At 48.7% G+C, this 24,403-nt stretch carries 19 protein-coding genes and 1 riboswitch; of the genes, 5 read left to right on the top strand and 14 right to left on the bottom strand.

Going from position 1 to position 24,403, the window contains the following annotated elements:
* The gene (locus KQI79_RS10675) at positions 1-981 is read right to left on the bottom strand and encodes a LacI family DNA-binding transcriptional regulator (protein ID WP_216538214.1); all 981 of its coding nucleotides are present in this window, start codon (positions 979-981) and stop codon (positions 1-3) included.
* A gap of 155 nt (positions 982-1,136) precedes the next feature.
* Positions 1,137-2,030 carry an arylamine N-acetyltransferase family protein gene (locus tag KQI79_RS10670; protein ID WP_216538213.1) on the bottom strand — a complete coding sequence of 298 codons (894 nt, stop codon included), beginning with the start codon at positions 2,028-2,030 and terminating at the stop codon, positions 1,137-1,139.
* A gap of 413 nt (positions 2,031-2,443) precedes the next feature.
* Between KQI79_RS10670 and KQI79_RS10665 the strand changes: the two genes are divergently transcribed.
* Both KQI79_RS10665 and KQI79_RS10660 read left to right on the top strand, forming a co-directional pair.
* Positions 2,444-3,946: an MDR family MFS transporter gene (locus KQI79_RS10665; protein WP_216538212.1), complete on the top strand. Its 1,503-nt coding sequence runs from the start codon at positions 2,444-2,446 to the stop codon at positions 3,944-3,946.
* A 785-nt stretch (positions 3,947-4,731) separates the two neighbouring features.
* A complete protein-coding gene (locus KQI79_RS10660; protein ID WP_216538211.1) occupies positions 4,732-5,292 on the top strand; it encodes a cupin domain-containing protein in 561 nt (186 codons plus the stop codon).
* Positions 5,293-5,590: 298 nt separating this feature from the next.
* Here KQI79_RS10660 and KQI79_RS10655 read toward each other — a convergent pair whose 3' ends face one another.
* From KQI79_RS10655 to KQI79_RS10605, 10 genes are all read right to left on the bottom strand, one after another.
* Positions 5,591-6,352: a class I SAM-dependent methyltransferase gene (locus KQI79_RS10655; protein ID WP_216538210.1), complete on the bottom strand. Its 762-nt coding sequence runs from the start codon at positions 6,350-6,352 to the stop codon at positions 5,591-5,593.
* Positions 6,353-6,519: 167 nt separating this feature from the next.
* Positions 6,520-7,953: an MDR family MFS transporter gene (locus tag KQI79_RS10650; RefSeq protein ID WP_216538209.1), complete on the bottom strand. Its 1,434-nt coding sequence runs from the start codon at positions 7,951-7,953 to the stop codon at positions 6,520-6,522.
* Positions 7,950-8,867 (bottom strand): NAD(P)/FAD-dependent oxidoreductase, encoded by a 918-nt coding sequence (locus KQI79_RS10645; RefSeq protein WP_216538208.1) that lies wholly within the window; start codon positions 8,865-8,867, stop codon positions 7,950-7,952. Before KQI79_RS10645 ends, KQI79_RS10650 begins: the two co-directional genes overlap by 4 nt.
* Before the next feature lie 57 nt (positions 8,868-8,924).
* A complete protein-coding gene (locus KQI79_RS10640; RefSeq protein WP_216538207.1) occupies positions 8,925-9,410 on the bottom strand; it encodes an RrF2 family transcriptional regulator in 486 nt (161 codons plus the stop codon).
* Positions 9,411-9,901: 491 nt separating this feature from the next.
* The gene (locus KQI79_RS10635) at positions 9,902-12,232 is read right to left on the bottom strand and encodes a universal stress protein (RefSeq protein WP_216538206.1); all 2,331 of its coding nucleotides are present in this window, start codon (positions 12,230-12,232) and stop codon (positions 9,902-9,904) included.
* Positions 12,233-12,310: 78 nt separating this feature from the next.
* Complete coding sequence (kdpC, locus tag KQI79_RS10630; RefSeq protein WP_216538205.1) at positions 12,311-12,883, bottom strand: potassium-transporting ATPase subunit KdpC; 573 nt, start codon at positions 12,881-12,883, stop codon at positions 12,311-12,313.
* Positions 12,884-12,901: 18 nt separating this feature from the next.
* A complete protein-coding gene (kdpB, locus tag KQI79_RS10625) occupies positions 12,902-14,929 on the bottom strand; it encodes a potassium-transporting ATPase subunit KdpB (protein ID WP_216538204.1) in 2,028 nt (675 codons plus the stop codon).
* Between the two features lie 25 nt (positions 14,930-14,954).
* Positions 14,955-16,625 (bottom strand): potassium-transporting ATPase subunit KdpA, encoded by a 1,671-nt coding sequence (gene kdpA, locus KQI79_RS10620; protein WP_216538203.1) that lies wholly within the window; start codon positions 16,623-16,625, stop codon positions 14,955-14,957.
* A 32-nt stretch (positions 16,626-16,657) separates the two neighbouring features.
* Positions 16,658-16,735 (bottom strand): K(+)-transporting ATPase subunit F, encoded by a 78-nt coding sequence (gene kdpF / locus KQI79_RS28225; protein ID WP_356711054.1) that lies wholly within the window; start codon positions 16,733-16,735, stop codon positions 16,658-16,660.
* Between the two features lie 88 nt (positions 16,736-16,823).
* Positions 16,824-17,165: a hypothetical protein gene (locus KQI79_RS10605; RefSeq protein ID WP_216538201.1), complete on the bottom strand. Its 342-nt coding sequence runs from the start codon at positions 17,163-17,165 to the stop codon at positions 16,824-16,826.
* Between the two features lie 118 nt (positions 17,166-17,283).
* Positions 17,284-17,463: riboswitch (cyclic di-AMP (ydaO/yuaA leader) on the bottom strand.
* 268 nt (positions 17,464-17,731) lie between these two features.
* On the opposite strand from KQI79_RS10605, the gene KQI79_RS10600 reads away from it, so the two are divergent.
* The 3 genes from KQI79_RS10600 (at position 17,732) to KQI79_RS10590 (ending at position 20,599) form a co-directional block, all read left to right on the top strand.
* Positions 17,732-19,258, top strand: coding sequence for an ATP-binding protein (locus KQI79_RS10600; RefSeq protein WP_216538200.1), 1,527 nt, complete (start codon positions 17,732-17,734; stop codon positions 19,256-19,258).
* 16 nt (positions 19,259-19,274) lie between these two features.
* Positions 19,275-19,973: a response regulator gene (locus tag KQI79_RS10595; RefSeq protein ID WP_216538199.1), complete on the top strand. Its 699-nt coding sequence runs from the start codon at positions 19,275-19,277 to the stop codon at positions 19,971-19,973.
* Between the two features lie 179 nt (positions 19,974-20,152).
* Entirely contained in the window at positions 20,153-20,599 is a 447-nt protein-coding gene (locus KQI79_RS10590) for an aminoacyl-tRNA deacylase (protein ID WP_216538198.1), read from the top strand.
* 88 nt (positions 20,600-20,687) lie between these two features.
* Here KQI79_RS10590 and KQI79_RS10585 read toward each other — a convergent pair whose 3' ends face one another.
* Positions 20,688-21,392 carry an ABC transporter ATP-binding protein gene (locus KQI79_RS10585; RefSeq protein WP_216538197.1) on the bottom strand — a complete coding sequence of 235 codons (705 nt, stop codon included), beginning with the start codon at positions 21,390-21,392 and terminating at the stop codon, positions 20,688-20,690.
* Positions 21,393-21,414: 22 nt separating this feature from the next.
* On the bottom strand, positions 21,415-24,078 hold the full coding sequence (locus KQI79_RS10580) for an ABC transporter permease (RefSeq protein WP_216538196.1): 2,664 nt from the start codon (positions 24,076-24,078) through the stop codon (positions 21,415-21,417).
* Positions 24,079-24,403 lie beyond the last annotated feature (325 nt).

Here is a 24,403-nt window from a genome sequence, read left to right as displayed (position 1 = left end):
TTAGGTTGATTCTCTCTCTATCAGCGATACGTCCAATATTTTATAGTTCTCCTGATCCATGGTCTGCTGACGCTCCATTAAGCTCACCAGCATCTTGGTTGCCTTCTCGCCCATTTCATAAATGGGCTGCTGCACGGTAGTCAGCTCCGGCGTCGTCGCTTTGGACAGGCTGATGCCGTCAAAGCCGACGATCGCTATGTCCTGGGGCACTTTTTTGCCCAGTTGATACGCAGCTTTAATCGCGCCGATCGCCATGATGTCATTCGCCGCAAAGATACCGTCAATATCCGGATGCCTTTGCAGCAGTTCCATTGTCGCTTGAATGGATGATTGCATATCGTATTGACCATACGCAATGTATGTCTCTTCGAACCAAGGCTCCCCACCGACGATTTCCTTGTAGCCCTCGCAGCGTTCTTCAGCATTGACTACGCCGCTGTTTCCTTTGATATGGCCAATCCTGCGGCAGCCTTTGCTCTGCAAAAAGCGGGTTGCCATCATGGCCCCTTTCTTGTTCTCTACGACAATCGTCGGCAAGCCTTTGCTAATAACGCGGTCGATACTGACGACCGGAATGTTCAACTGCTCGATTTGTTTCGCAGTCATCGTATTTGAGGAAACAATAATCCCTTTGACATATTGCTGCTGCAGCACGTCCAGGTAATTTTGTTCCTTTTGTTCATCTTCATCGGAATTGCAAAGAATTACATTATATCCCAACTGAATTGCAGTATCTTCAACAGCTCTCGCAAGCTCGGGAAAGAAGGGGTTCGTAATATCGGGCACGATCAAGCCGATCGTGCTGGACTGCTTCTTGAACAGGCTTCTCGCCACCTCGTTCGGCTTGTATTTAAGCTCTTGAATTGCCTTTTCTACCTTCATCCTCGTATCCTGGCCTACATAACCGCTATTGTTCAAGACTCTAGATACGGTTGCTACAGATACGCCTGCATGCTTGGCAACATCTTTGATTGAGATCATATGTTCACTCCACTTTATAGGTAACCGGTTACACACAAAATATACCCTGTATTTTGCTATAAGTCAACAAGTATTTTTACAGTAAACTTTGCCAAGGAACATGAAAGACATAACTTGTCATTCTTTCATTTCAGTAACGCCGCCACCAGCGTTCGTCACTCCATTTCCCCGGCTTGATCCCGATTTTGCCGATTCCTTTTCCATTCCTCATGGGTTTTTAATACTTTTGTCCATAGGCCGTCCTTTTCGTGCTTGCTGAAATGATTCAGCGGCTCTCCAAATACGTCGCTCAATAGCTCGAACCATTCCGAGCGATTGGTAATTTCGTTTTTGATTAGGCCGCGCTCATCGCGTCGATTGTATACGCATCCTCTCAGCTCATTGCTGCCTGTCTTATGCCTGTTCTGCACCAGCAGCAGGTTGATCCAGGCGGAATCCGGGGACGAGCTTAAATAATGATGCTTCGGTATGAATTCATCCATATTTTGAACAGCTTCCGGATCGATATCAACGCCGGTAAAAATTCCTTGAGGATCATGTTCCAAGCGCCATCCCGGAGTAATGACGCCGGACTGCGTAAGCTTATATGTATGAAAGCCCTGCTTATACACCCCAAATCGAAGAGGAATGGGCTCATACGGCATGTCGCCCAATCCAACGTCTACAATCCATGTTTGCGGCTTTGCGTCTTCATCATTTTCGATAGGCAAACGAACGGATAGACTTACATGAAATGAATTGATTCTTGGTTTTTGGCCATGGGATTGCACCCCAGCCCGATGTAACGACACTTCATATCCCAACGCACACAGTAGACGACGGAATGCTCCGTTAAGGTGAAAGCAATACCCGCCCCCCTGATGAATGATATGATGAACCAAGCCTTCGTCGTCGATCGGAACAGGCTTGCCCGCAAATATATCAATCGTTTGCCACGCAATTCTCTCTACGTGGGCACGGTGCAGTGCGAATAGAAACTCTCGCGTTGGCCGCTGCCGTTCCAGACCTAAACGCCGCAAATAATCTTCAATTTGTCGTAGCGTTAACATCGTATCACTCCGGGTTCTTTACTCCAGCCTATCCATCTGCTGTGATAGAATCTCATGGTTGATATCAAGCTCTATGATTTCAAAGACTACATGTCCAAAATACTTCACTTGGGCCGTACTTGCAAGGCCTATTTGCGTATGTGCGAGAGCGTTCACCCGACTCAAGCTATGTTAAGAAAATGAATTGACAAAGTTTAGTTATTAAAGATACTATTTAAACATAAATATTTAAAAAGTTGAGATGGGTCTCATTGACGAGGAAATCTTTCCGTGAACAACTCGCGCACTTCATAGCGTAATGTCGATGTTGGGAAGTGATGAACGTTATGACGAAATTGTTATGTATAAACAAGTGTCCCCCCTTATTTGGAAGCGGTACATGCTAAACCAAATAAAGGAGGATGCTTGTTACTATGAACATGAATCGATCGATGGTTATGATCTCTATCTTTGTCGCTACCTTTTTAGCGGCTGCAGAGTCATCGATTGTTACGACGGCCATGCCTAAAATTGTAGCTTCCCTTCAGGGCATCGAGCTTATGAATGGGGTATTTACGGTCTATTTGCTGGCCTCTACCATTACTGTATTGATATTCGGCAAGCTTTCCGATTTGTACGGAAGAAAGCTTATTTTCGCCGTTGGCGCCGCTATTTTCTTGGTCGGTTCCGCCCTGTGCGGACTAGCCCAGACGATGGAGCAATTGATTGCATTCCGGCTTGTTCAAGGAATCGGTGCCGGTGCTATTTTGCCGGTCACACAGACTATCATTGCGGATATTTATCCCTCGGAAGATAAGCGGGCTCAGATGATTGGACTTACGGCTTTCGTTTGGGGAGGAGCGGGTGTGATTGGGCCTCTGCTCGGCGGTTTCCTCGTCGACTATGTCTCCTGGCACTGGATTTTCCTGTTTAATATTCCGTTCGGTCTGGCGGCCATCCTTCTCATGGTGATATTTCTACGAGAAAAATTTGAGAAAAGCAAAAAAACAATCGATTACTGGGGCATCCTTACCTTCTCATTCAGCATGCTATTTTTATTATATGCCGTTCAAAAGGGTGGGCAGGGGCATTGGCTATCGGGGCCTGTCCTTTGGTGTATAGCCGCTTTCGTCGTGTTGATGGTGTTATTTTTATGGATAGAAACGAAAGCGAAGGAACCGATCTTGCCCTTGTACATGTTCCGGGAGCTTAAAATCTGGTCAGCCAACGTTATTCAATTTCTCGTGAATGCGATCATGATGGGAACGTTAGTGTATATGCCGATGTGGTTTCAAGGGGGACTGGGAACGGGAGCGATGGAAGCAGGGCTCATGCTCGCTCCCTTAGCGATTCTCTGGGCATTCGGTTCCTATATATGCGGGAAAATGCTCGTGAAACAAGGGATAAGAGTGACCTCGTTCACAGGCAATATGATTCTGATTCTATGCGGAGCGTGGCTGGCGGCCATGCAATTAACGAGCGGTTCGTACGGCTTTTACTTGATTTCCGCATTGCTCGGCATTAGTTTTGGCATCACGGTGACCTTGTATACCATTGTCGTTCAATCCGCAGTCGAATCTTCCTTAAGCGGAGTGGCAACAGCGACCAATTCGCTGTTTCGTTCGTTAGGACAAATGTTGGGGATTTCCATGTTCGGAAGCTACTTTAACTCCCGGATTGTTCAACACATGGCAGCCGAAAACTTGGAAAGTGCGGATATCAATCAAATGAACAGATTGATCAACGCGTCGGGCATCGATCAGCTCTCCCCTTCGATGCTTTCTCAATTGCAACATATTCTTGTTTCCAGCATCCATGATATTTTTGTCATATTTCTAGGGTTAGCAATAGTGTGTGTGCTAGCAACGCTGTTATTGCCCAAATCCAAACATAGCAGAGCGGATAGTGCAGCCGATAGTGCAGCCCGCCCCCATTAACCCGTTACGTTACGGCAGTTTCGCATGAGTTCAACTAGGAGTAGGATTGCGGGTTGACCTTTTTTCTCCGCGAACTCATTCTAATAAAATAGAAAATCTGTTGGCCGCGATTGATCGGCTCACATTGCTACCAGGCCGAAATCCGGTGCCGGAATCCAAGTCCAAGAGAGGGTATCGGTTTTGAACGCATGGACATTGGAACCTATATGTTGGAACAAATGGTGATTGCTGCTCTATGCCGTTGATCAACGTTTCGGTCACCTTCGTGCAGGGCGGCTCTGGCCAAAGTCGTCTCCTCCGCGCTGCCGCGTGAACAAACCGGAATTGGGATGGGCATTTACAATTTGGTCAATTTCTTGGCCGCCGTTCGAGAGTTACGGCAAACCGGTACAAACGGATAAGACACACACTAGCGGACTATGGTCCGTCCATCAGACCGACCGCTTTACCCAGTGCAACAAAAAAGGATCGCTTCATCCGCTTTTTTCGCGGCGAAGCGATCCCTTTCTTTTCATACAGGGGTCGATCAACTCTTTCATCGTGAGTTGTTCAGAGTCCGCTTGATGAGCCTTTTGCCCGGACCGCTAAGGATGATCTAGTTCCGGAACTTTCGATTCCTGCCTTTGGCAAATCCAGGAACAAAAACTTCGATACATCTCCCAGGTCATGATGAGCAACATTTCCCATTTTTAGGCACTTGCCCATTATTGCGCATTTTACATTCATTTAAATAGGCAACTGCATAGGATAAAAAGTAAATAAGTAATCATCAAAGGAGAATGAACATGTACCGTAATTCTTATTTTCATAATCAATGGCATTATCCTATGCATGACAACTGGGATAACAATACATGGGGCAATACTTTGAATCCTCATTATTATAATTGGTACAATAACAACTGGAATCCTTATTTTAAAAACATCAAATTAAGAGATTATGGATCAAGGCCATTCGTAGTGAATATTGACCAAGCTGCTAAGCAAAATAATACTTACCGCACCGCTTTATGGACAGGGAAACACTTTCAAGTGACTTTGATGAGTATTAATGTCGGAGATGACATCGGTTTAGAAGTCCATCCAACAACGGATCAATTTATACGCATTGAGGAAGGTCAAGGACTCGTTCAAATGGGCGATTGCAAAGATAAATTAGATTTTCGGGCAATGGCATATGACGGTTATGCAATTATGATACCGGCTGGAAAATGGCACAATGTAACCAATACAGGAAACAAACCACTTAAAATTTACGTTATCTATGCTCCGCCTGAACATCCATACGGTACAGTTCAAGAAACAAAAGCAGTTGCCATGTCTGCGGAAAGTAAGCAACATTACTAATGAATCGAGTGAAAAAATAGTGAATATGTAAAATTATCAAAACACTCTGGTTCAACGTATAGGTCGACTGCCAGGATTGCAGGCGGCTCGCCAGCGTCCCAACCATCCGGAAGAGTCCCTTAAACTAACGTAATCGTGAAAAATATTTCGAATCGTTTTCTCGTCCATCCGGCCTCTTTAGAAATGATTACAAAGGTACGTTGAAGGCTTTGTTGTTCGATTAGGCTAATAGACGTTTGGCACAACGCCGTTTTCGTCTAATGTGTGGTCAACCGGTTCCCAAAAAGTTTGATAACATTCAGAGGGTTGGTATCGCTGTCTTTTTGCTTCCGGTGACGATTCGCACTGAAGGAAACATCGTCCAATACGGTCCGGTAATTTGGACATTGAGCGTTCCAAGCTCACGGAGGGCATCCGCGTATTCCCGCACATGCTGGAAATCGAGAATAGCCAACTGGCCGCCCGGTTTCAATACTCTTATCATTTCGCCCAATGCCTTGTACCGCTCCGCACGATTGTAAATATTATGAACAGCCAGACTGGAAACGATCACGTCGAAATGGTCGTCAGGAAACGGAATGGCGCGCATATCGCCGTTCACTACTTCAACGCGTTCGGCTACTCCTTCGATCCGGGCATTCTCAATCGTTTCTTTCGGGTCATTACCCGACTGGTCTTGTTTGTTCCAGATGTCGATGCCATAGGCTTTCCCCGTCGTCAATCTGCGCGCTGCCGCGTTCAGGATCAAACCTCGGCCGCAACCGACGTCAAGCAGTAACTCGTCCCCGCGAAGTTGTACTAGCTCGATCAATTTCTCCCGCATGCGCAGTTTCCCAACTTTGCTGCTCCATACCATATAAAGCGATTCAACGATCACGATCAGAAACGACAATAACAGAATACTCCCGATTGTATCGCCAAGCCAATGCAATCTCGTCGGAAAGACATAAAACGCCGTAACGCCTAGAATAAGAAAACCAATTCCAAGGAGCACTAGGTTGCCAATAGCTTTCGGAGCGTCGATGCCGTAATTTCCTCGCTCATACTGGGCATCTTCCATACACGATTCCTCCCATCGCGAAAACGTCCATTTTCTACAAACATCCACTGATTTCCAAATTAATGACTCTTACTCATTCAGAGAATGTAAGCTTCCTTCTTCTTAATTAGCCGTTATCTCCGCATTGACAGGTTTTTGGGGCCGTCCTAGACAGACGGCCATTATTATTATGTCGACACTTCGTTTTCCGGTTCCGGCGATTTCGCCCTGAGGAAAAGACCGAGAACGAGCGCCGCTAGCGCGATAAAGACACCAACCCAGAACGCGTTGTTGATGCCGACGGCCAACGCTTTGGCTAGTTCCGCCGGAGACTGCGGGACGCTCGATCCGCTCAAGTACTGTTTCTGTCCGCCCGACATGATGCTGATATACAGGGCGGTGCCGATCGCACCGGACACCTGCTGCAGCGTGTTCAGGATCGCCGTTCCGTGCGGGTGCAGATGACGGGGCAGTTGGTTAAGCCCAGCCGTCTGTGCGGGCATCATCACCAGCGCGATGCCGATCATCAGCGCAATGTGCACGGCCACAAGAAAGCCGGTCGTCGTCGCTTCATCGAATCGGGTGAACAGCCACAGCGAGACGACGACAATAACAAGTCCGGGGATGACAAGAACGCGAGGTCCGAACTTGTCGAACAGCTTGCCCGAGATCGGAGCCATGAGCCCGTTTGCAACCCCCCCGGGAAGCAAGATCAATCCGGACTTGAACGCTGTTATCATCAGAACGCCTTGCATAAACATCGGAAGCATGATCGCCGACGAGAAGAACGTCATCAAAAGCACGAATAGAAGCGCCGCGACAAGCGCGAATGTCGGATACCGAAACGCTCGCAAATCCATGACGGGCTCCGTAAGCAACAGCTGCCTCCAGACGAACAGCGCCAGGGCGATACCGCCCGCCGCAATCGTCCAGATCACCAACGGCTCAGACCAACCTTGTTCACCAGCCTTGCTGAACCCGTAGACAATTCCGCCGAAGCCGATCGTCGACAGCCCGATGGATAACAGGTCCACCCGCGGTTTCGTGACGTCCGACACGTTCTTCAGAACGGCGGCCCCAACGATAATCGAGAGCAATGCCAAGGGCATTACAAGATAGAACAACCAGCGCCACGATAGGCCGTCAACAATCAAGCCCGAAACGGTCGGGCCGATCGCAGGCGCGAACATGACGACGAGCCCGAACATCCCCATCGCCCCTCCCCGCTTTTCCGGGGGATAAATGGCCATGATGGTGTTTATCGTAAGCGGCAACAGCATGCCGGTTCCTATCGCCTGAATAATCCGCCCGGCCAGCAGCATGCCAAATTCCGGCGCCACCGCCGAGATCACCGTGCCGACGAAGAACATACTCATCGCCGACAGAAACATTTGCCGAGTCGTGAACCATTGCTGCAGTACCGCCGTCACCGGAACGAGTACGCCGACGACGAGCATGTAGGCGGTGGCCAACCACTGGACCGTCGCCGCAGACACTCCGAATGATTTCATCAGTTCGGGGAGAGCGTTGCCCATCAGCGTCTCGTTCAAAGCGGCGACGAACGTTCCGACGATAAGAGCGAACATGATCGGACCGCGCTTGATGTTTTCCGAAATGTTCATCCGATTCTCCTCCAAGCCTCCATATTCAGTTCATTGTTCATGGCAGCGGCGACAAATGCCCCCATAGACGCGGCAGCAATAGCCTGATGCAGTCGCGATGCCGCATCCCCGGCGCTATAGACGCCCGGAACGTTCGTTTTCCCGAAGTCATCAACGTCAACCATTCCCGCCTCCGTGATCTGGCACCCGATGGCACGCGGCAAGTCCGATCCCGTAACCAGCTCCGGTTTAAAAAAGAGCCCCCTGCAAGGAATGATCGTCCCGTCTTCGAGAACGACTTGCCGCACGATCCCGTCGCTAGAGTCGATGGACCGAATCGGCGTGTCGTACAGAGGCACACGATGCCGCTGGAGTTCCTCGCGCTCGGCGCCCGTCAGCTCATCGGGGCCATTCGTGCAGACAGAAAAACGGTTCGTCCATCCGGATATGAGTGGAGCAAAATGCAAGAGCTCAGTTCCCTTAGTAATGATAACAAGCGGCTGATCCCTTAACTCCCAGCCGTCGCAATACGGGCAGACGAAGGCACTTATTCCGTATACCTCCGCCAGTCCCGGAATGTTAAGCGGCCGATCCTTCATACCGACGGCAAACAATACCTTTTTGCTTGCAAAAGTTTGTCCTCGTGTAGTCTCGATTTGAAATTGGCCGTCCGTTCCCGCAATCGACACGGCCGTATCCGCCATGAAAGACACGGAGGAATAGGCGCCGATCTCTTCCTCCGCCATTCGTCGAAATTCTCCGGGACTTATTCCGTCGCGGCTAAGAAACCCGTGGGTCTCGCGTGTCACGGCGTTGCGGGGACGGCCTTCGTCGATTACCACCACATGTTTCCTCGCCCGCCCAAGCACGAGGGCGGCGTTCAACCCTGCTGGGCCGCCGCCAATAATCGCTACATCGAGAAGCTGTTTTTCCATTCTCACCATACACCTCCATAGATCTATAATATCCATAATTAAAGCGCAAGAAGTGCATCACTTCTTGTTTACCTCATGGCTGCAACGCTTGATAGCTTCATCCAGTACCGACTGGATCGTGTGTTCCCGCAAGTATTGGTGCAGATGCTGCTCTGCGCCGTCCATCACTTTCTCAACCAGACATTCGCACTTTCCTGAGCGTTCCTGATCTCGCCCTGCAGCCCCCTCTTCCGCTAACAACCGATGCTGCCGCGAATTCGTATTCGAGCATTCGAACAACTGTTGTCTTCCTTCAATCACTTGAATCACATCAAGAAAAGTAATCTCATCGGCCGGCCTGGCAAGCTCATAACCGCCATTCACTCCCGGCACAGCGCGTACGATACCATCCTGCCTCAGCTTGGACATAATTTTGGATAAATAGCTTTCTGAAACGCCAAGTGTCGCAGATAATTCCTTGATCCCTACGTTGTTGCAACACTCCGAATGACCCAAATGAATTAAAGCGTGCAAGGCGTAATCTGTACTTTTGGAGAACTGCATGTTTCCCTCTTCCCTCCCAAAGATCGTTATTAATGTAGACCTACAATATCCATAATAAACGATTCAATTCCAATTTGCAACGACATCCTTGCCTCTGAGTCTTTACTATTACATCGTTGGCTTGTAAAGCACAAGAATAGGTATAGGAAAAATAGGTACCTATTCTTATGCTTGTGTTCGCTTGGCATTTCATTTTCCTACAACGCTTGATCCGTAGAAAAGGCACGGAGCATAGCTAATCCCATAAAGAGAACAATACGAACAGAAGCGCTGCGAAACCCAATACGATGGATGGATTGGAATAGCAAACGGTTGTTTGTCTTCATCCATTTATATACCCATTCCTTTAGTTAGTGCCTCCGCATGATTCCAACGTATCCATCTTCAATTGGTTGTCGATAAAGGAAGAATGCCTTCCCCGGAAAAGCCGATGAAAACGGCATTAGATTTGCGGCAATCTCATTCACCTCAACCTCAAAAGAAATGACTGATTAATTCTCCAACGGTTTAGCATGAGGATCAAAATCCGCAACAATTAGAACATCCATATGCCGGGCATGGCGCAGTACAGTCTTGACGATCGAACCATGGCACATAAGCTTCCAGATGTTCCTGCCGGATTGCCCCAAAACCATTTGCGTAGCCATTCTCTCGTCCGATTTGCCGATCAGAATGGAAGCCATGTCTCGTTCCCTTGCCGTAAACTGCACTTCGAATGTGCCTCCCAAACGCGCAGACAATTCTTTTAAGCGTTCGAGACGTTTATTCAATTCATCCGGAATCGAACTGCCCTTGTGAACATAAATCACGTACCATTCGGCTTTCAGACGATAAGCGATGCGAAACCCCCTTCGAATCAAACGCTCCGCGTTTGGACTAAGCGTTATCCCAACACAAATCGTCTCTTTTCTGCGCCAGGGCCCCCGAAGCGACGCTTTGCGCTCCCAGGACTCCAAACGTTCATCCACATCATCCGCAATCTCTCGAAGCGCCAGCTCGCGCAGGGCAATCAGATTTCCGGTTTTGAAAAAGGAGCCTAATGCCTGTTCGATTTTATTGGCCGCATAGATCCTTCCTTCTCTCATGCGCTGCTGCAAGGACGAAGGCGATACATCGATGAGTTGGACTTCCTCTGCCAAATGCAGAATATGGTCCGGAACGGTTTCCCGTACCCGAACGCCAGTGATTTGCTCCACGGCATCATTCAAACTCTCGAGATGCTGGACGTTCATGGTGGAAATCACCGAAATACCGGCGTCCAGAATTTCCAGCACATCGGCATAGCGTTTGCGATTCTTGCTGCCAGGGACATTGGTATGGGCTAACTCATCGATTAGCACGACCTCCGGATTACGCATGATAATTGCCGGAACATCCAGTTCTTCGAGTTCTGTTCCTCGATAAGGCGTTTTGCTTCTAGGGACGATCGGTAGCGCGCCTACCTGTTCCAACGTTTCAGCGCGGCCATGTGTCTCCAGCAGTCCGATGACAACATCGATTTGTTTTTTAAGGAGATCATTTCCCTCTCTCAGCATCGTGTACGTTTTTCCAACGCCGGGGGCCGCACCGATATAGACTTTAAACTTCCCGCGCCTAATTTTCTGTATTCGTTCCTCCATTTCCTGATCCGTGAGCCGATGATAGGCGCTCGTATCCCGCTTTTGGCGCGTCCTGGCAGGCAATATTCGTCTGCCTTCCCGTTCCGAACTATCGGCCATAAACAAGAGGTCGACATTTTTGATTTTGCTCAGTAGCCGGTTTGCGAGCGATCCTCTCCAAAACTCTTGCCATGGACTCATCTTGGAATGTCCCATGACGATTCGGGTAACATTATGGCTAGCTGCGTAATGGACCAATTTTCGAGGCAGTTCTCGCCGGGAAGCAATCGGTACTTCCTCGAATGATCCTTCTACTTTTTCAACCAATTGAAGCAATGAGCGTTTAAAGGCCATAGCTTCTTTAGACAGGGTTTGTTTAGGATTGATAAAGGTGACGACAAGCAGATCGCCGCCGAGCCGTTTGGCCACCTGCTGACCTCTGCGCACGTAAATCGAACCGTTCCAATGGTATTGCGCAGACACAAGGATTCGCTCCGCCGCGCCGGAAGGACCGAATAACCCGGAAGCTTCCCGATGCTTTTCCAGCGATTCATTCACCCCTTCGGCCACAAGCCGCAAGGCAAGCTCCCGAAGTTTCGCCAAATTCCCCCGTTTGAACAGGGTCGGATCAGGGTGCCGGAAACGACCATCCGATAACCGCTCAAGTATCGCCTCCGGCGTCACATCAATCAGGCGAACCTCATCTGCCGAATCTAGTATATCGGAGGGAATCGTATGCTCCGCAGTGATGCCCGTTAATTTATGAGCGAGTTCGATTACCCCTTCCAGCTCATAGACATTAACCGTCGTAATGACACTGATTCCCCGATCCAGCAGATAGCGAATGTCGTCCACTCTTGTCGAATGATGCGCCCCTTCCCTGTTCCGATGGGCCAGACCGTCTACTAGGACCACTTCCGGATTGCGCTGCAGCAACGATTCCAGATTCAAATCCTTGTAGTCGACGCCATCCTTTACCCAATGGATGCTTGGAATCCGCTCCAGATCGCCAATCTGCTCCAGCGTCTCGGGGCGTTGTCCGGTTGAAACGGCACTGATCACCACGTCAACCCCTTGCCGTTTTAACATTTGTCCTTCTTGGAGCATATGATACGTTTTGCCTGAACCGCTGACCGCGCCAATGTAAACTTTTAAACGGCCTCGATGAAGCCGGTAAATGGAATATAAGATTTCTTCCGGTGTTTTTCGTTTGAATGGCTCCATGTCATCTCCTCATTCCTTGAAACAAACTACAAACGGGAATTCCCTGCCGGGAAAAATAAGGCAGGGAGAGTTTATCGCTTACCTCGCCAGTAGTCGTTGCAGCCCGATATTGAGTTGCAATACATTTACCGCAGGTTCCCCCAGAAAACCAAGCGCACGCTCGGTCGTTTGCTCTTGCACAAGGCTTTCCAATTGTTTCTGTTCAATACCGGTCAAACGGCTAATCCTTGGAATTTGAGCACGTGCCGCCTCCGGGCTGATATCAGGGTCCAAGCCGGATGCAGAGTTGGTCAGAAGATCCATCGGTACGTCGCTGACAGGAACCTCGGGGTTATTCATGTTCCATTCCTCCACAGATGCTGTCACCCGTTCCATCAATTCGGGATGCGACGGCGCATAGTTCGGCGATCCCGATCCATCCGCCTGATAGTCAATACTGGAGACGCGGCCATGAAAATATTCCGGCTCGGAAAACAACTGTCCAATCAACTTGGAGCCAATTACCGTCCCATCGTCGTCTTGAACCAGGCTTCCATCGGCTTGTTCGGGGAAAATGATCTGCGCGATCCCGGTGACCGCCAAGTTATAACCAAGTCCGCATAATACCATGAACAGCAAGCTGATTCGCAAGCTGGATGCCAATAATTTCATTTCCAGTCCTTCCTTTCGTCATACCCACAAATGGATAACAAGGTCAATAAGTTTGATGCCGACAAAGGGGACAATGACACCGCCTAAGCCATAAATAAACATATTGCGTTTTAACAGTTGCGCAGAACTGACTGCATTATAGGCAACGCCTTTCATCGCCAGCGGAATTAACAGCGGGATGATGATCGCATTGAAAATGAGCGCTGATAGAATAGCCGACATTGGCGATCCCAACTGCATGACATTCAGCGCATTCATCTCCGGAATGGCGAGCATAAACATAGCAGGCAAGATTGCAAAGTACTTGGCGATATCGTTGGCGATGCTGAACGTGGTAAGTGCGCCGCGCGTCATCAGAAGCTGCTTTCCAATTGCAACGACCTCGATTATCTTTGAAGGATCGGAATCCAAATCGACCATATTGGCCGCTTCTTTAGCGGCTACCGTACCGCTATTCATGGCGATTCCCACATCCGCCTGCGCCAATGCAGGAGCATCGTTCGTGCCGTCCCCCGTCATGGCCACCAACTTGCCTTCCGCTTGCTCCCGCCGAATCACAGCAATTTTATCTTCCGGCTTGCTCTCTGCGATAAAGTCATCGACGCCGGCTTCCTGTGCGATCGTAGCGGCGGTCAACGGGTTATCGCCTGTACACATCACCGTTTTAATGCCCATTTGGCGCATTTGGTCGAAACGTTCGCGCATGCCGGGCTTGACGGTATCTTTTAAATAGATGACGCCATAAATTTGGTTATCGACCGCCACTGCTAGCGGTGTTCCCCCGGCAGAAGCAACTTTATCAGCTGCCGCATCCAGATCGTTCGGTATAGTCCCGTTCTGCGCAGCTACCCATTTTTTAATCGCGTCGACAGCCCCTTTGCGCACTTTGCGACCATCTGTCAAATCGATCCCGCTCATTCGTGTTTCCGCTTTGAATTCGATGAACTCCCCACCGGAAGCAGATGATTCGTTGTACCCGAGTTCCAGCTTTTTCATCAAGTCCAGTACGGAACGCCCTTCCGGCGTCTCATCCTTCAATGAACTGATAGCCGCCCATTCGCCTACATCGCTTTGCTTTGCGCCGCCAACCGCGATAAACTCGCTCGCCATCCGGTTGCCATACGTGATTGTACCGGTCTTGTCCAAAATGATCGTATTGATATCTCCGGCAGTTTCCACAGCCTTCCCCGACATGGCGAGCACGTTAAACCGGGTCACTCTGTCCATTCCCGCGATTCCGATGGCAGACAATAGCCCTCCGATTGTGGTCGGGATGAGGCAAACGAGCAAGGCAATGAGGACAGCCACATCAATTTCAATATTCAAGTAGTTCCCGAAAAACGGCAGTGTCGCAACGACAATCAGGAAAATCAGGGTCAAACTGATCAGAACCGTATTCAGGGCAATTTCATTCGGCGTTTTTTGCCGCTTTGCGCCTTCAACAAGTGCAATCATCCGATCCAGAAACGATTCGCCAGGATCGCTGGTGATCCTCACTTTAATCTGGTCACTAATGACACGCGTTCCGCCCGTTACGGAACAGAAATCGCCTCCGGCTTCCTTAATAACAGGCGCGGACTCTCCCGTGATGGCCGATTCGTCTACCGATGCGAGCCCTTCAATCACCTCGCCATCTCCCGGAATCATTTCTCCCTGTGATATGACGACGATATCTCCTTTACGTAGATCCGTTGAAGCAACCTGCTTCATCTCTCCCCCAACCCATTTGTTTGCAACAATGTCTTTTTTCGTTTGTTTTAACGAATCGGCTTGCGCCTTGCCTCTTCCTTCAGCCAATGCCTCCGCAAAGTTCGCAAACAACAACGTCACCAGCAAAATGGCGGCGACCACCATATTGAACCAACCCGGTGTCGAACCTTGGAACGCTCCGGGAACAAAGCATAGAAACAACGTGATGATAAAACCAATCTCCACCACAAACAGGATCGGATTACGAAACATGACTCTAGGGTCCAGCTTCATGAACGCTTCCTTGACAGCATTCCGAATAATCGGCCCACTAAGCATGGATTTTTTGGTTTGCATCTTAAGAACCTCCATTAAATCAAACTTATGGCTTCAATGTTAACTGTTCCGCAATCGGACCGAGTACGAGACTTGGAAAGAACGTCAACGCACCAACGATCAGCACAGCGGCCAAAAATACTACGGCGAACAAACCTGTGTCTGTCCGGAAGGTGCCTGTTGTTTCCGGCGCCGGCTTCTTGGCGGCAAGCGAAGCGGCTACTGCAAGCAAGGCGACAATGGAGAAGAAACGGCCCACGTACATCACGATTCCTGTCGTAATGTTCCAGAACAACGTATTATCGCCCAACCCTTCATACCCGGAACCGTTGTTGGCCGCAGACGAGGTATATTCATACATCGCTTGCGTTAAGCCGTGAAAGCCCGGATTGGAGATGGTATCGGGATAGCTGAACAGCGCGACAGCTGTTGGAACCAGAATTAGAAAAGGCGAAACCAACATCGTGACGGCAATCAGCTTCATTTCCTTGCCTTCCAGTTTTTTACCCAGAAATTCCGGTGTACGACCTACCATCAAGCCCGATAGAAACACACCGATCATGGCGTACATCAGTACGTTCATAAAGCCGGCCCCGACACCGCCGAATGCGGTATTCAGCATCATGTTGGCGATGGCGATCATACCGCCAATTGGCGTTAACGTATCATGCATCGTGTTCACCGCCCCCGTTTCCGAGGCTGTGGTGACGACGGAGTATAACGATGACTGCGCCAGACCGAATCGGACTTCCTTGCCTTCCATGCTCCCTTGATTATGCTGAATACCGAGCGCGTTCAAAGCAGGGTTGCCGGCATTCTCGGCTGTCAGCGAAACGCCTAGCAAAACAATAAAAAGCGTGGCCATGGAAACAAACAGCACTCGTCCTTGCTTGGCATTCCCAACCATCTTCCCGTATGCAAACGGCAGGGATGTCGTAAGCAGCATCATCAGCAAGATTTGGATCAGATTGCTGATCGCATTGGGATTTTCAAACGGGTGGGCCGAGTTGACGCCCATAAATCCCCCGCCGTTATTCCCAAGCTCTTTAATCGACAAGAACGAACCCATCGGGCCCCTGGCAATCGTTTGTTCTCCGCCCTGAAGCGTTTGAGCGACCGCCGCGGGTTCCAGCGTTTGCGGAACCCCCTGCGCAATTAGAATGAATGCCGTGACAAAGGCAATCGGCAGCAAAACCCGCGTAATGGCGCGAGTCATATCGACGAAAAAGTTGCCTAGCGGCTTGCCCGCCAGCCCGCGCATAAAAGCGAACACCGCGGCAAGCGCAGTGGCCGGAGCCGTAAACATCATAAAAACGATGGCAATCATTTGCGACAAATACGATAATCCGCTCTCACCGCTGTAGTGCTGCAAATTCGTGTTGGTCATAAAACTGATCGCCGTATTGAACGCAAGACTTGGGTCCATATTGGCAATGCCGGCCGGATTCAACGGCAAATACGCCTGTGTTCGGAACACGAGATAAACGAGCAAGATCATGACGGTATTGCTGACCACTAATGTCGCGGCGTATTTCCGCCAGGTTTGATTCTCTTGGCGAATGCCTCCGATGGCATAAATCAATTTTTCCAATGGACCGTAAAATCGATCGAGTCCTGACTGGTTATAATCAAAAGCTTTGGCCATATATAGTCCGGTGGGCCGAGCCAGCAGCAGCACCGGCAATAATGTAACAACAATGGCAATGATTCCGGCCATATCACGATACTCCTTCCTAAAAACAAGCGGATTTAGAATTTCTCCGGTTTAACCAAAGCGTAAACCAGATAGACAAACATGAAGATTGCGACGATCCCCAGCGCCCACATCATGCTTCCTCACGTCCTTCCTCGACAACCTTGCCTGCCCAACCGGCAAGGCCAATCATGGATGCGGCCAGTGCAGCCGCCAAGGCAATCATTCCGATATCCAGCATATATTCATGCCTCCTTTTTCAGACTTTACGATTTCTCGTTTTGTCGTCCAGAGACGGCATATTTGAATGTACCTGCAACACCAATTCAAGCTTTGTTCAAACAGGTAAACCTTCCTGATTGGCATCTCGGGTATCATCGGTGCGCGACTTTCTTTTGCATTCACCATTAGAATATGCTTGACTCCGATTTCCTCCAGAACTTGCTTTTCGGTTTTATTGTTCGTCAATGCAGCATATGGCATTTCTTTCATCGCCAACGTCCGCAAAAATGCTTGGCCGCCTTCCGTCGGCGCTGAAACGAGAAAATAATCGTCTTGAATCATCACGCGTGTCCCTCCTGTCCATAAACGGGGAGGCAACAAAAAAGAAGCTGACGAAAAGAGGTCGCTTTTCATCAACTTCCAAGACACAGCGAATAAACCGTGTCTGGTTTTGATAAATGTTGCCTCTCCTATGTCGCTTACGAGGTTAGCTGACGGATTCGGGCGGTGAGAGTCGCCCTACCTGCCAACGAGTCGAATCTCGGTGGCAGGATTCACCCCGCGCGAATGCTCGCTCTCACACAAGCTTCCGCAATTGGTTCCCCCGTTTGCCTGAAAGGCAATTCAGCGAATAAAACGGTGAATCATTGAATTCATGAATCGTATGTTACGCCGAATGCAAAAAATTGTAAAGCCATGCACGGCGGGTATTGGTGTAAATTTTATTGTCTAATTGCAATTGAATGCTTCATCGCTCGGGATCTTCCTTTTCCTCCCTTTTACTCTTGTTTTCTTTCATTTTCAAGATTTTTACGGAACTTTTACCCCCGGATAACGTTTCTTTTACGCTTTATTTACAGTACGCTTATGGTAAAAGTGATTCATCATTGATATGGGAGGCACAGACCATGACAAAGTCCCTTTCAAAATTCGACTGGCATCCTTACATCATTTCCGTACTGCTTATCGCCGGGATGACGATCCTGTTAAAGCCATTTGGTATCGCGTTTGAAACGACCAATATTGCACTGATCTTCTTACTCCCCGTTCTTTTGAATGCCGCAGTTTGGGGACTGCGGCCGGCATTCTTTGCAGCCTTGCTCGGCTTGTTGTCCTTTGATTTCTTTTTTGTGCCGCCGGTAATCAGTTTCACGGTCGCAGATTTAAGGTATTTGATATCCTTTGCCGTTTATTTGGCGGTCGCGGTTATAACAGCCAGTTTGGCAGCGCGGCTTAAACAACAAGTGCTTTATTCCAAGCAAAAAGAAAAGCAAACCGCTACGCTCTATGCGCTCAGTAAACAGATCGGTTCTGCCGTCGATATGCCATCATTGCTGGACCGTTTTACCCGGCAGCTATCTGAAACCCTGAAAATGGACGTCACGATCTATCTGGTTGAAAACAACAATGAGCTTACGCTCGCCCGTCGTTCCAGCCCATTTGCCCATCATGTGCAGGAACAAGCCGAGCTTGCTCTTGCTAAACGCGTTTACAAACAAGGTAAGCCATTGGAAAAAGGAATCTCCCATACGGGCGGACTCATCGGGCACTTTATCCCTCTTCAGATCGAGGAACACCGATTCGGAGTTATGGTTCTTATTTCCCAGCGCGAGAGAAGCGAAACCTTACCGGAACAAGCCTTGTTGTTTGAAGCGGTTGGCGGACTGGCGGCCAGTGCGGTCGCACGCGTCAAGTTCGAGGAAGAGGCAAAACTGGCTCATCTGACCGCCGAATCCGAGCGGCTTCGCATCGCCATTCTGAATTCCGTCTCGCATGAGCTCCGTACTCCGCTCGCAGCCATTATCGGTTCGGCAACGGGGCTGATCGATGGCGAGAAACTGTTTACCGCCGAGCAACGAATGGAACTTCTTGTCACCATTCGGGATGGCGCGCTTCGTATGAATCGGTTGGTTTTGAATTTGCTGGGTATGGCCCGGCTCGAAGGCGGCATGCTTACATTACGGAAAAATGAATGCGAAATGGAGGAAATCATCGGCTCGACTTTAATGCAGTTGAAAGGCTACCAGGAGCATCGCACGATTCGCCTTGACCTGCCCGATGAGATCCCCATCGTTCTTGGCGATGAAGCTCTGCTCGAGCAAATGCTAATCAATGTGCTCAGCAATGCGATCAAATATAGCCCAGATCATAGTGAGATCGTCTTGTCTGTCAAGGTAGACAGCGAATTCGCCCAACTATCTGTTGCCGATCAAGGAATCGGGCTGAAGGAAGATGAATTGGAACGCATTTTTGAAAAGTTTTACCGTTCCGAACAAACCGGGCAGCTCACGGGAACGGGCTTGGGGCTGGCCATCAGCAAAGGGATCGCGGAATTGCATGGGGGAACCATCTCCGCAAAGCCTAACGAGCCAAAAGGAGCGATCATAACAATATCCCTTCCGCTTGACCAAGATAACCAATATGCCACCAATTAATAGGAGGACGTGACGAATGATGAACCATGAACATAACATTCGAATTCTTGTTGTGGAAGACGACTCCCAGATACGGAAATTGCTCAAAGTGACGCTGCAAGCTCATAAATACACCGTATATGAAGCGTCAACCGGGGAAGAGGGAATAGAGCAAGCTTCTCTTGACGCTCCGGATCTCATGATACTCGACTTGGGATTGCCGGATCAATCCGGCCTGGTTGTACTAAGGCGAATTCGGGAATGGTCCAATTTGCCTGTAATCGTCCTCACTGCAATTGACCGGGAGGCGGATAAAATCATTGCGCTGGATAACGGGGCTGACGATTATGTGACCAAACCATTCGGGATGGGAGAGCTTGTGGCGCGGATTCGCGTAGCGCTTCGACACTCGGCCGGGTCCCAAGAAGAGCCCGTCCTGCACCATGGAGAACTGATGATCAATGTTGCGCAAAGAAGTGTGGAATTGAAGGGAGAACCGATCAAGCTATCTCCGACGGAGTTTGATTTGTTGAAAATTCTAGCCTTTAATGCTGGAAGAGTCATTACGAAAAGCCAATTGTTGAAACAAGTTTGGAACGAACACGACGATTCCAATCGGCATTATTTGCGCATATACATCGGGCACTTGAGGAAGAAGCTTGAAGACAATCCTGCGGAACCAAAATACATTGTAACAGAACCCGGCGTTGGATATCGCTTTCTCGCCGCTGAATGACCGCGAACGTTTTCGAATGTTGTATAGAGCAAGCTTAACTTTCAAACTGACACAATCAGAGATGGAACAAGCGAATGAATGTGTTACTATCCTGCACAATTCAGGCATGCCGTGTTTGAGGAATGTTTCGCTTCCGTCTAAAGGGTATGTTAAAATATACCAAGTGGAGGTGTGTTGGTATGGAACACTTAAAGGAAATTTTGAAGAAATGTAAATATTCGTACGAGTTGATGAAACATGAAAGGGCAATTCTTTCGGCACAAGACGGTGCAGACTATTTTGGAATCGAAATTGGACAAACAGCCCCGACATTAATCATAAATACCGATAAAGGATTCTTTGCGGTCGTTGTGTCTGGGAGTCGCGGGAAAGTCAATTTTGATGAATTAGCCGAAATATTGGAGTGTAGTGAAGTCAAATTAGCGTCAGGCAAAGAAGTTAAGAAAGCAACAGGATTTGAAGTAGGTAGCATTCCTTTAATTGGTCTAAACTTACCTTTCGTTATAGATAAAAACCTGTACCATTACCCTTTCATTTATGGAGGTACTGGCGAGCGAACGTACACACTAAAAATACAACCTCAAGCATTGGAAGAATTAAATCACGTTGAAGCGGTTCTTCTTTAATCATCTGAAAATGCTGCCCGTTCCTGAATACAGCATCATCTAGGAACGGGCAGCATTAATTAGCATTACTAAACACGCTCATGGCTTATCATCCGCCCGTTTCTTCTACCCTGTCGCGCTCAACAGAATCGGTTAGTCTTCCGTCTTTCATACGGATGACACGATCTGTTGCTGATGCAACTATCGGGTCATGCGTGACGATAACGATGGTCACTTGCTTATCTGCATTGATCTTGCGCAGCAGAGTTACGATCGCTTCCGATGTCACAGTATCCAAAGCTCCGGTAGGCTCATCAGCCCAGATGACGCGAGGATTATGGACAATAGCGCGGGCAATTGCAACCCGCTGGGCTTGTCCTCCGGACAGTTCATGCGGCATGGCCTTCAACTTATCCGATAGCATGACATCTTCGAGTGCCGCCTTAGCAGCTTTGTGGGCAACTGACCTCTGAGCGCCCTGACTGATAAGCGGCAATGCCACGTTATCAATGACATTCAACACAGGAATCAGATTGTATTGCTGATAGACAAAACCCATCGACGTCAGCCTGAGCGCGGAGACATCTTTTTCGCTCATTTGGTGTATCGCTTGCTTGTCGAACCAAATCTCGCCACTGTCGGCCGGCTCAATACCCGACAGCGTATAAAGCAACGTGGACTTGCCACAACCGGATGGCCCCATAATGCTTACCATCTCGCCCCTATGGATGTGTAAATCCACCCCTGATAATGCGACCGTTTGTGGAGTCGCTGCCATGCCGTAGTTCTTATGAACAGCTTTGGCTACAATCATGATCTAGAAACCTCCTCCCATGTTACTCTGTCCGACTGATCTGTAAACGTCTTAATCCGGCTGTGCTGAATCGGTTGAACAACCAGATGAAGATCAGCAATCCGATGACGAGACCGGCCACGTTCAGATAAGGGAACGAAAACTCAACACCCATCCACGCCAGACGCATCAGCATCTCCGAACCGAGCCTTCCAACCACAATACCGCTAATCAACCCAACGATCCCAATCAGACAACCCTCTACGATAAAAATCTGTCTCAACGACTTGTGACTTACCCCCATCTGCCATAACATAACCATATGCGGAGCCCGCTCCTGTACCGAGCGAATCTGAATCACATACATGCCGAGCAAGGCCATAAGCATCATGAATGACATAATGTAAGAGAACAGCGTGAATTCGGCTTTCACAATCGTCGTAATGATTTTCAGTTCCTCACCAGGCGTACTCACCGTAACACCAGCTGTTTTTGTAAAATGATACTTCAGCGTCTTTATAGGATCTGCCGCCGTCACATCTGTATCAGTAAGCTGCAATAGCGCATAGCCTTTGGGCTCTCCAGGGTGCTTATAAGCGCCGTTTGCACTATATTTATTGTAAAGTTCGTTAGAAACTATAAATACCCTGCCATTTAAGGGGTTAGCGTCACCAATGGCAAATGTTCCCGCTATCGTGACCACTTCCTCTCCAATCAGGTTCTCCTCCTTGCCTCCGCCTTTCAGTAAGCGAAGCGGAATCTGATCGCCTGCCTGGTATGTACCTTCCAATTTATCATCCACGAGAACGACAGACGCTTGATTCTTCATGGCCTGAAATACTTCTGCATCGCTCTGAAATTGCGGCGCGCGGGAGGTGAGCGGTAATTGGTAACCTTCCCCTAGCCACTTTCCCCACACAACTTGCGAATATGCCCATTTGTTATCATTTGTAGGGGTTACTTCGGTAAGTTCAAGTGTATTGTCGGGAGATGAAACTCTTATTCTGTACGTATCCACGTAGGAAACCCCATGGACAATTTCTCGCACTTCATTCATATTGCCGGTCAGCTTATCTTTTTCCCGTTCATCAACATAAGACATATAGGCGTCGGTAGCCATAAAAGAATCTCTCTTGTTTGCAGCGGCAAAATCTTCAACATTGGAAGCGAAGCTTATCATCACAATCAAACAGCAGGATAATACCGTAAACAACAAAACGATGCCGAACGAACGACCAAACCGCAGATGCGGGTACTGCGTACCTAACGTAACAGCCAGACGATCCAGCCATCGATGCGGCAAAATAGAGGCCGCCCGTTTCATCCAAGGTACAAGGAGAAACATCAGATAGGCAGTTGTTAGCACTCCAACAAGCCAGCTTATAATCGAACCGAATACATTTGCATTAAGCCCATCGTTAGCAGTAAGCTCCTCCGTGGCGGAATAATTGAAATAAATGTAAGCCACTATGACAAGGAGACTGCCAAGAATTTTGAGCAGACGCTTCTGTGCCGGTTTCACACGATTATCCTCCTTGCCCATTAGGTGCAGAATGGAGGTGCGCTTAATGAAACGCCCGACAAAACAAGCGAGAAGCAAGAAAATAACAAACATGGTTAATGCAATCCCACATGTTGCCTTCACATCCACGTAGGGTTGGATGGGATAGGTGTAAGCGGCATATTGTTCCAGTAATTGTTCGATATAAAATACATTAGCAGACAGCAAGCCAAAACCGAGTACATTTCCGAGAACAACTCCCGAGATGGTAGTGACCGCACACAATAACGCACACTCACTCAAGTAGATGACAAAGCAGTTGCGGTTACTAAGTCCAAGCGATCGAAGCACGCCAAGATAATATTTGCGCCTTTCTTTCAAAATATTGAACAGTTGCGCCAATAGCAGAATGCCAGCGAACAAAGAAACAGCGACAAAAAACAAAAATGGAGGCGTGAAAATACCCTGCACCAGCGACATATGAGCTAGCGCTTCTTTTTTGATTGCTCTCTCCGTGAGATCCGTAAAGAAGGAAGTGCCCGGTAATGCTGAATACATCTTGTCCGTCGCTAGTAACATACTGTGTGCGCTTGCTTCCGGAACGCCGAATAGCTGATGCGCAAGCCTGTCCGAGAGAATAATAGTCCCTTGCGCCCGCATGGTTCCGCGAAAACCTGTTAATCCGCGCTCCTCTACTATGTCACGAATCGTTACAGGCACTCCTTGCCCGGCAAACGAGATGATCATCGTTTCGCCAACACGAAGTTCCAGCCGCTGTGCTAGCGGAACCGATACAATCGCTTCTTCTGTTGTCAGGGGATCAGTAGACCATAGCGGTTGCTTGGGTTCTAATTGCTGTGCCTGCTGAAAATCAAATCCTAACGCGACAATGCTATCTTCCCTGGCTTCATCATTATTCCCGCTGTGCACGGAAACCAACTTGGACACGTAGGGAAGACTGGCAATATTTCTGGCTTGAAGCTTCGTCTTGACATCTTTAATCTGAGCCTCGGTCAAATCAAGTCCGACACGTGAATAAATCTCCGAACCAATTACACCAAAATGTTTTTCTTCCCATTGTGATTTACTATGTGTAATCGATGAAATGACAAAGTAACAAGAAAAAATCAGAATGACACCGATAGACCCCATGCATACGGTGAGCAGCGTTTGCCGTATTTGGGCTATGAAATTTCTGGCTCCCATTTTCCAAAATATTCCTATAATAGCACCAACTTTCTCTTAGGGGAGCTTATAATCTTCGTCCCCTTAGTCCAGACACAAATCGTAAATCTAAAGATGCTCTTATGTATTCCGTAGGGTTATTTGACATGTTTTCGTGAACCAATCTCTTGAGTTAGGATCGACTGGTTTATCCCACCATGCTCGGTGACGGCACGCGCATTAACACGAACACGTCACCGAACGGCAGGGGGTATTGGGGGTGCAGGAATTTCAATTGCAACCGCTATCGCTATCATTGTACCCCACTGCTCCCTGTCTCAGCCACGGACCGGAGACTATAAACTTC

The sequence above is a fragment of the Paenibacillus sp. MSJ-34 genome (assembly GCF_018918005.1).
Taxonomy (GTDB): domain Bacteria; phylum Bacillota; class Bacilli; order Paenibacillales; family Paenibacillaceae; genus MSJ-34.
This window is presented reverse-complemented; position numbering and strand designations above follow the sequence as displayed.

Excerpts from the sequence above, each read along its gene's own strand:
- KQI79_RS10675 (WP_216538214.1), bottom strand. The coding sequence starts at position 981 with ATGATCTCAATCAAAGATGTTGCCAAGCATGCAGGCGTATCTGTAGCA.
- KQI79_RS10670 (WP_216538213.1), bottom strand. The coding sequence starts at position 2,030 with ATGTTAACGCTACGACAAATTGAAGATTATTTGCGGCGTTTAGGTCTG.
- KQI79_RS10665 (WP_216538212.1), top strand. The coding sequence starts at position 2,444 with ATGAACATGAATCGATCGATGGTTATGATCTCTATCTTTGTCGCTACC.
- KQI79_RS10660 (WP_216538211.1), top strand. The coding sequence starts at position 4,732 with ATGTACCGTAATTCTTATTTTCATAATCAATGGCATTATCCTATGCAT.
- KQI79_RS10655 (WP_216538210.1), bottom strand. The coding sequence starts at position 6,352 with ATGGAAGATGCCCAGTATGAGCGAGGAAATTACGGCATCGACGCTCCG.
- KQI79_RS10650 (WP_216538209.1), bottom strand. The coding sequence starts at position 7,953 with ATGAACATTTCGGAAAACATCAAGCGCGGTCCGATCATGTTCGCTCTT.
- KQI79_RS10645 (WP_216538208.1), bottom strand. The coding sequence starts at position 8,867 with ATGGAAAAACAGCTTCTCGATGTAGCGATTATTGGCGGCGGCCCAGCA.
- KQI79_RS10640 (WP_216538207.1), bottom strand. The coding sequence starts at position 9,410 with ATGCAGTTCTCCAAAAGTACAGATTACGCCTTGCACGCTTTAATTCAT.
- KQI79_RS10635 (WP_216538206.1), bottom strand. The coding sequence starts at position 12,232 with ATGGAGCCATTCAAACGAAAAACACCGGAAGAAATCTTATATTCCATT.
- kdpC (WP_216538205.1), bottom strand. The coding sequence starts at position 12,883 with ATGAAATTATTGGCATCCAGCTTGCGAATCAGCTTGCTGTTCATGGTA.
- kdpB (WP_216538204.1), bottom strand. The coding sequence starts at position 14,929 with ATGCAAACCAAAAAATCCATGCTTAGTGGGCCGATTATTCGGAATGCT.
- kdpA (WP_216538203.1), bottom strand. The coding sequence starts at position 16,625 with ATGGCCGGAATCATTGCCATTGTTGTTACATTATTGCCGGTGCTGCTG.
- kdpF (WP_356711054.1), bottom strand. The coding sequence starts at position 16,735 with ATGTGGGCGCTGGGGATCGTCGCAATCTTCATGTTTGTCTATCTGGTT.
- KQI79_RS10605 (WP_216538201.1), bottom strand. The coding sequence starts at position 17,165 with ATGATTCAAGACGATTATTTTCTCGTTTCAGCGCCGACGGAAGGCGGC.
- KQI79_RS10600 (WP_216538200.1), top strand. The coding sequence starts at position 17,732 with ATGACAAAGTCCCTTTCAAAATTCGACTGGCATCCTTACATCATTTCC.
- KQI79_RS10595 (WP_216538199.1), top strand. The coding sequence starts at position 19,275 with ATGATGAACCATGAACATAACATTCGAATTCTTGTTGTGGAAGACGAC.
- KQI79_RS10590 (WP_216538198.1), top strand. The coding sequence starts at position 20,153 with ATGGAACACTTAAAGGAAATTTTGAAGAAATGTAAATATTCGTACGAG.
- KQI79_RS10585 (WP_216538197.1), bottom strand. The coding sequence starts at position 21,392 with ATGATTGTAGCCAAAGCTGTTCATAAGAACTACGGCATGGCAGCGACT.
- KQI79_RS10580 (WP_216538196.1), bottom strand. The coding sequence starts at position 24,078 with ATGGGAGCCAGAAATTTCATAGCCCAAATACGGCAAACGCTGCTCACC.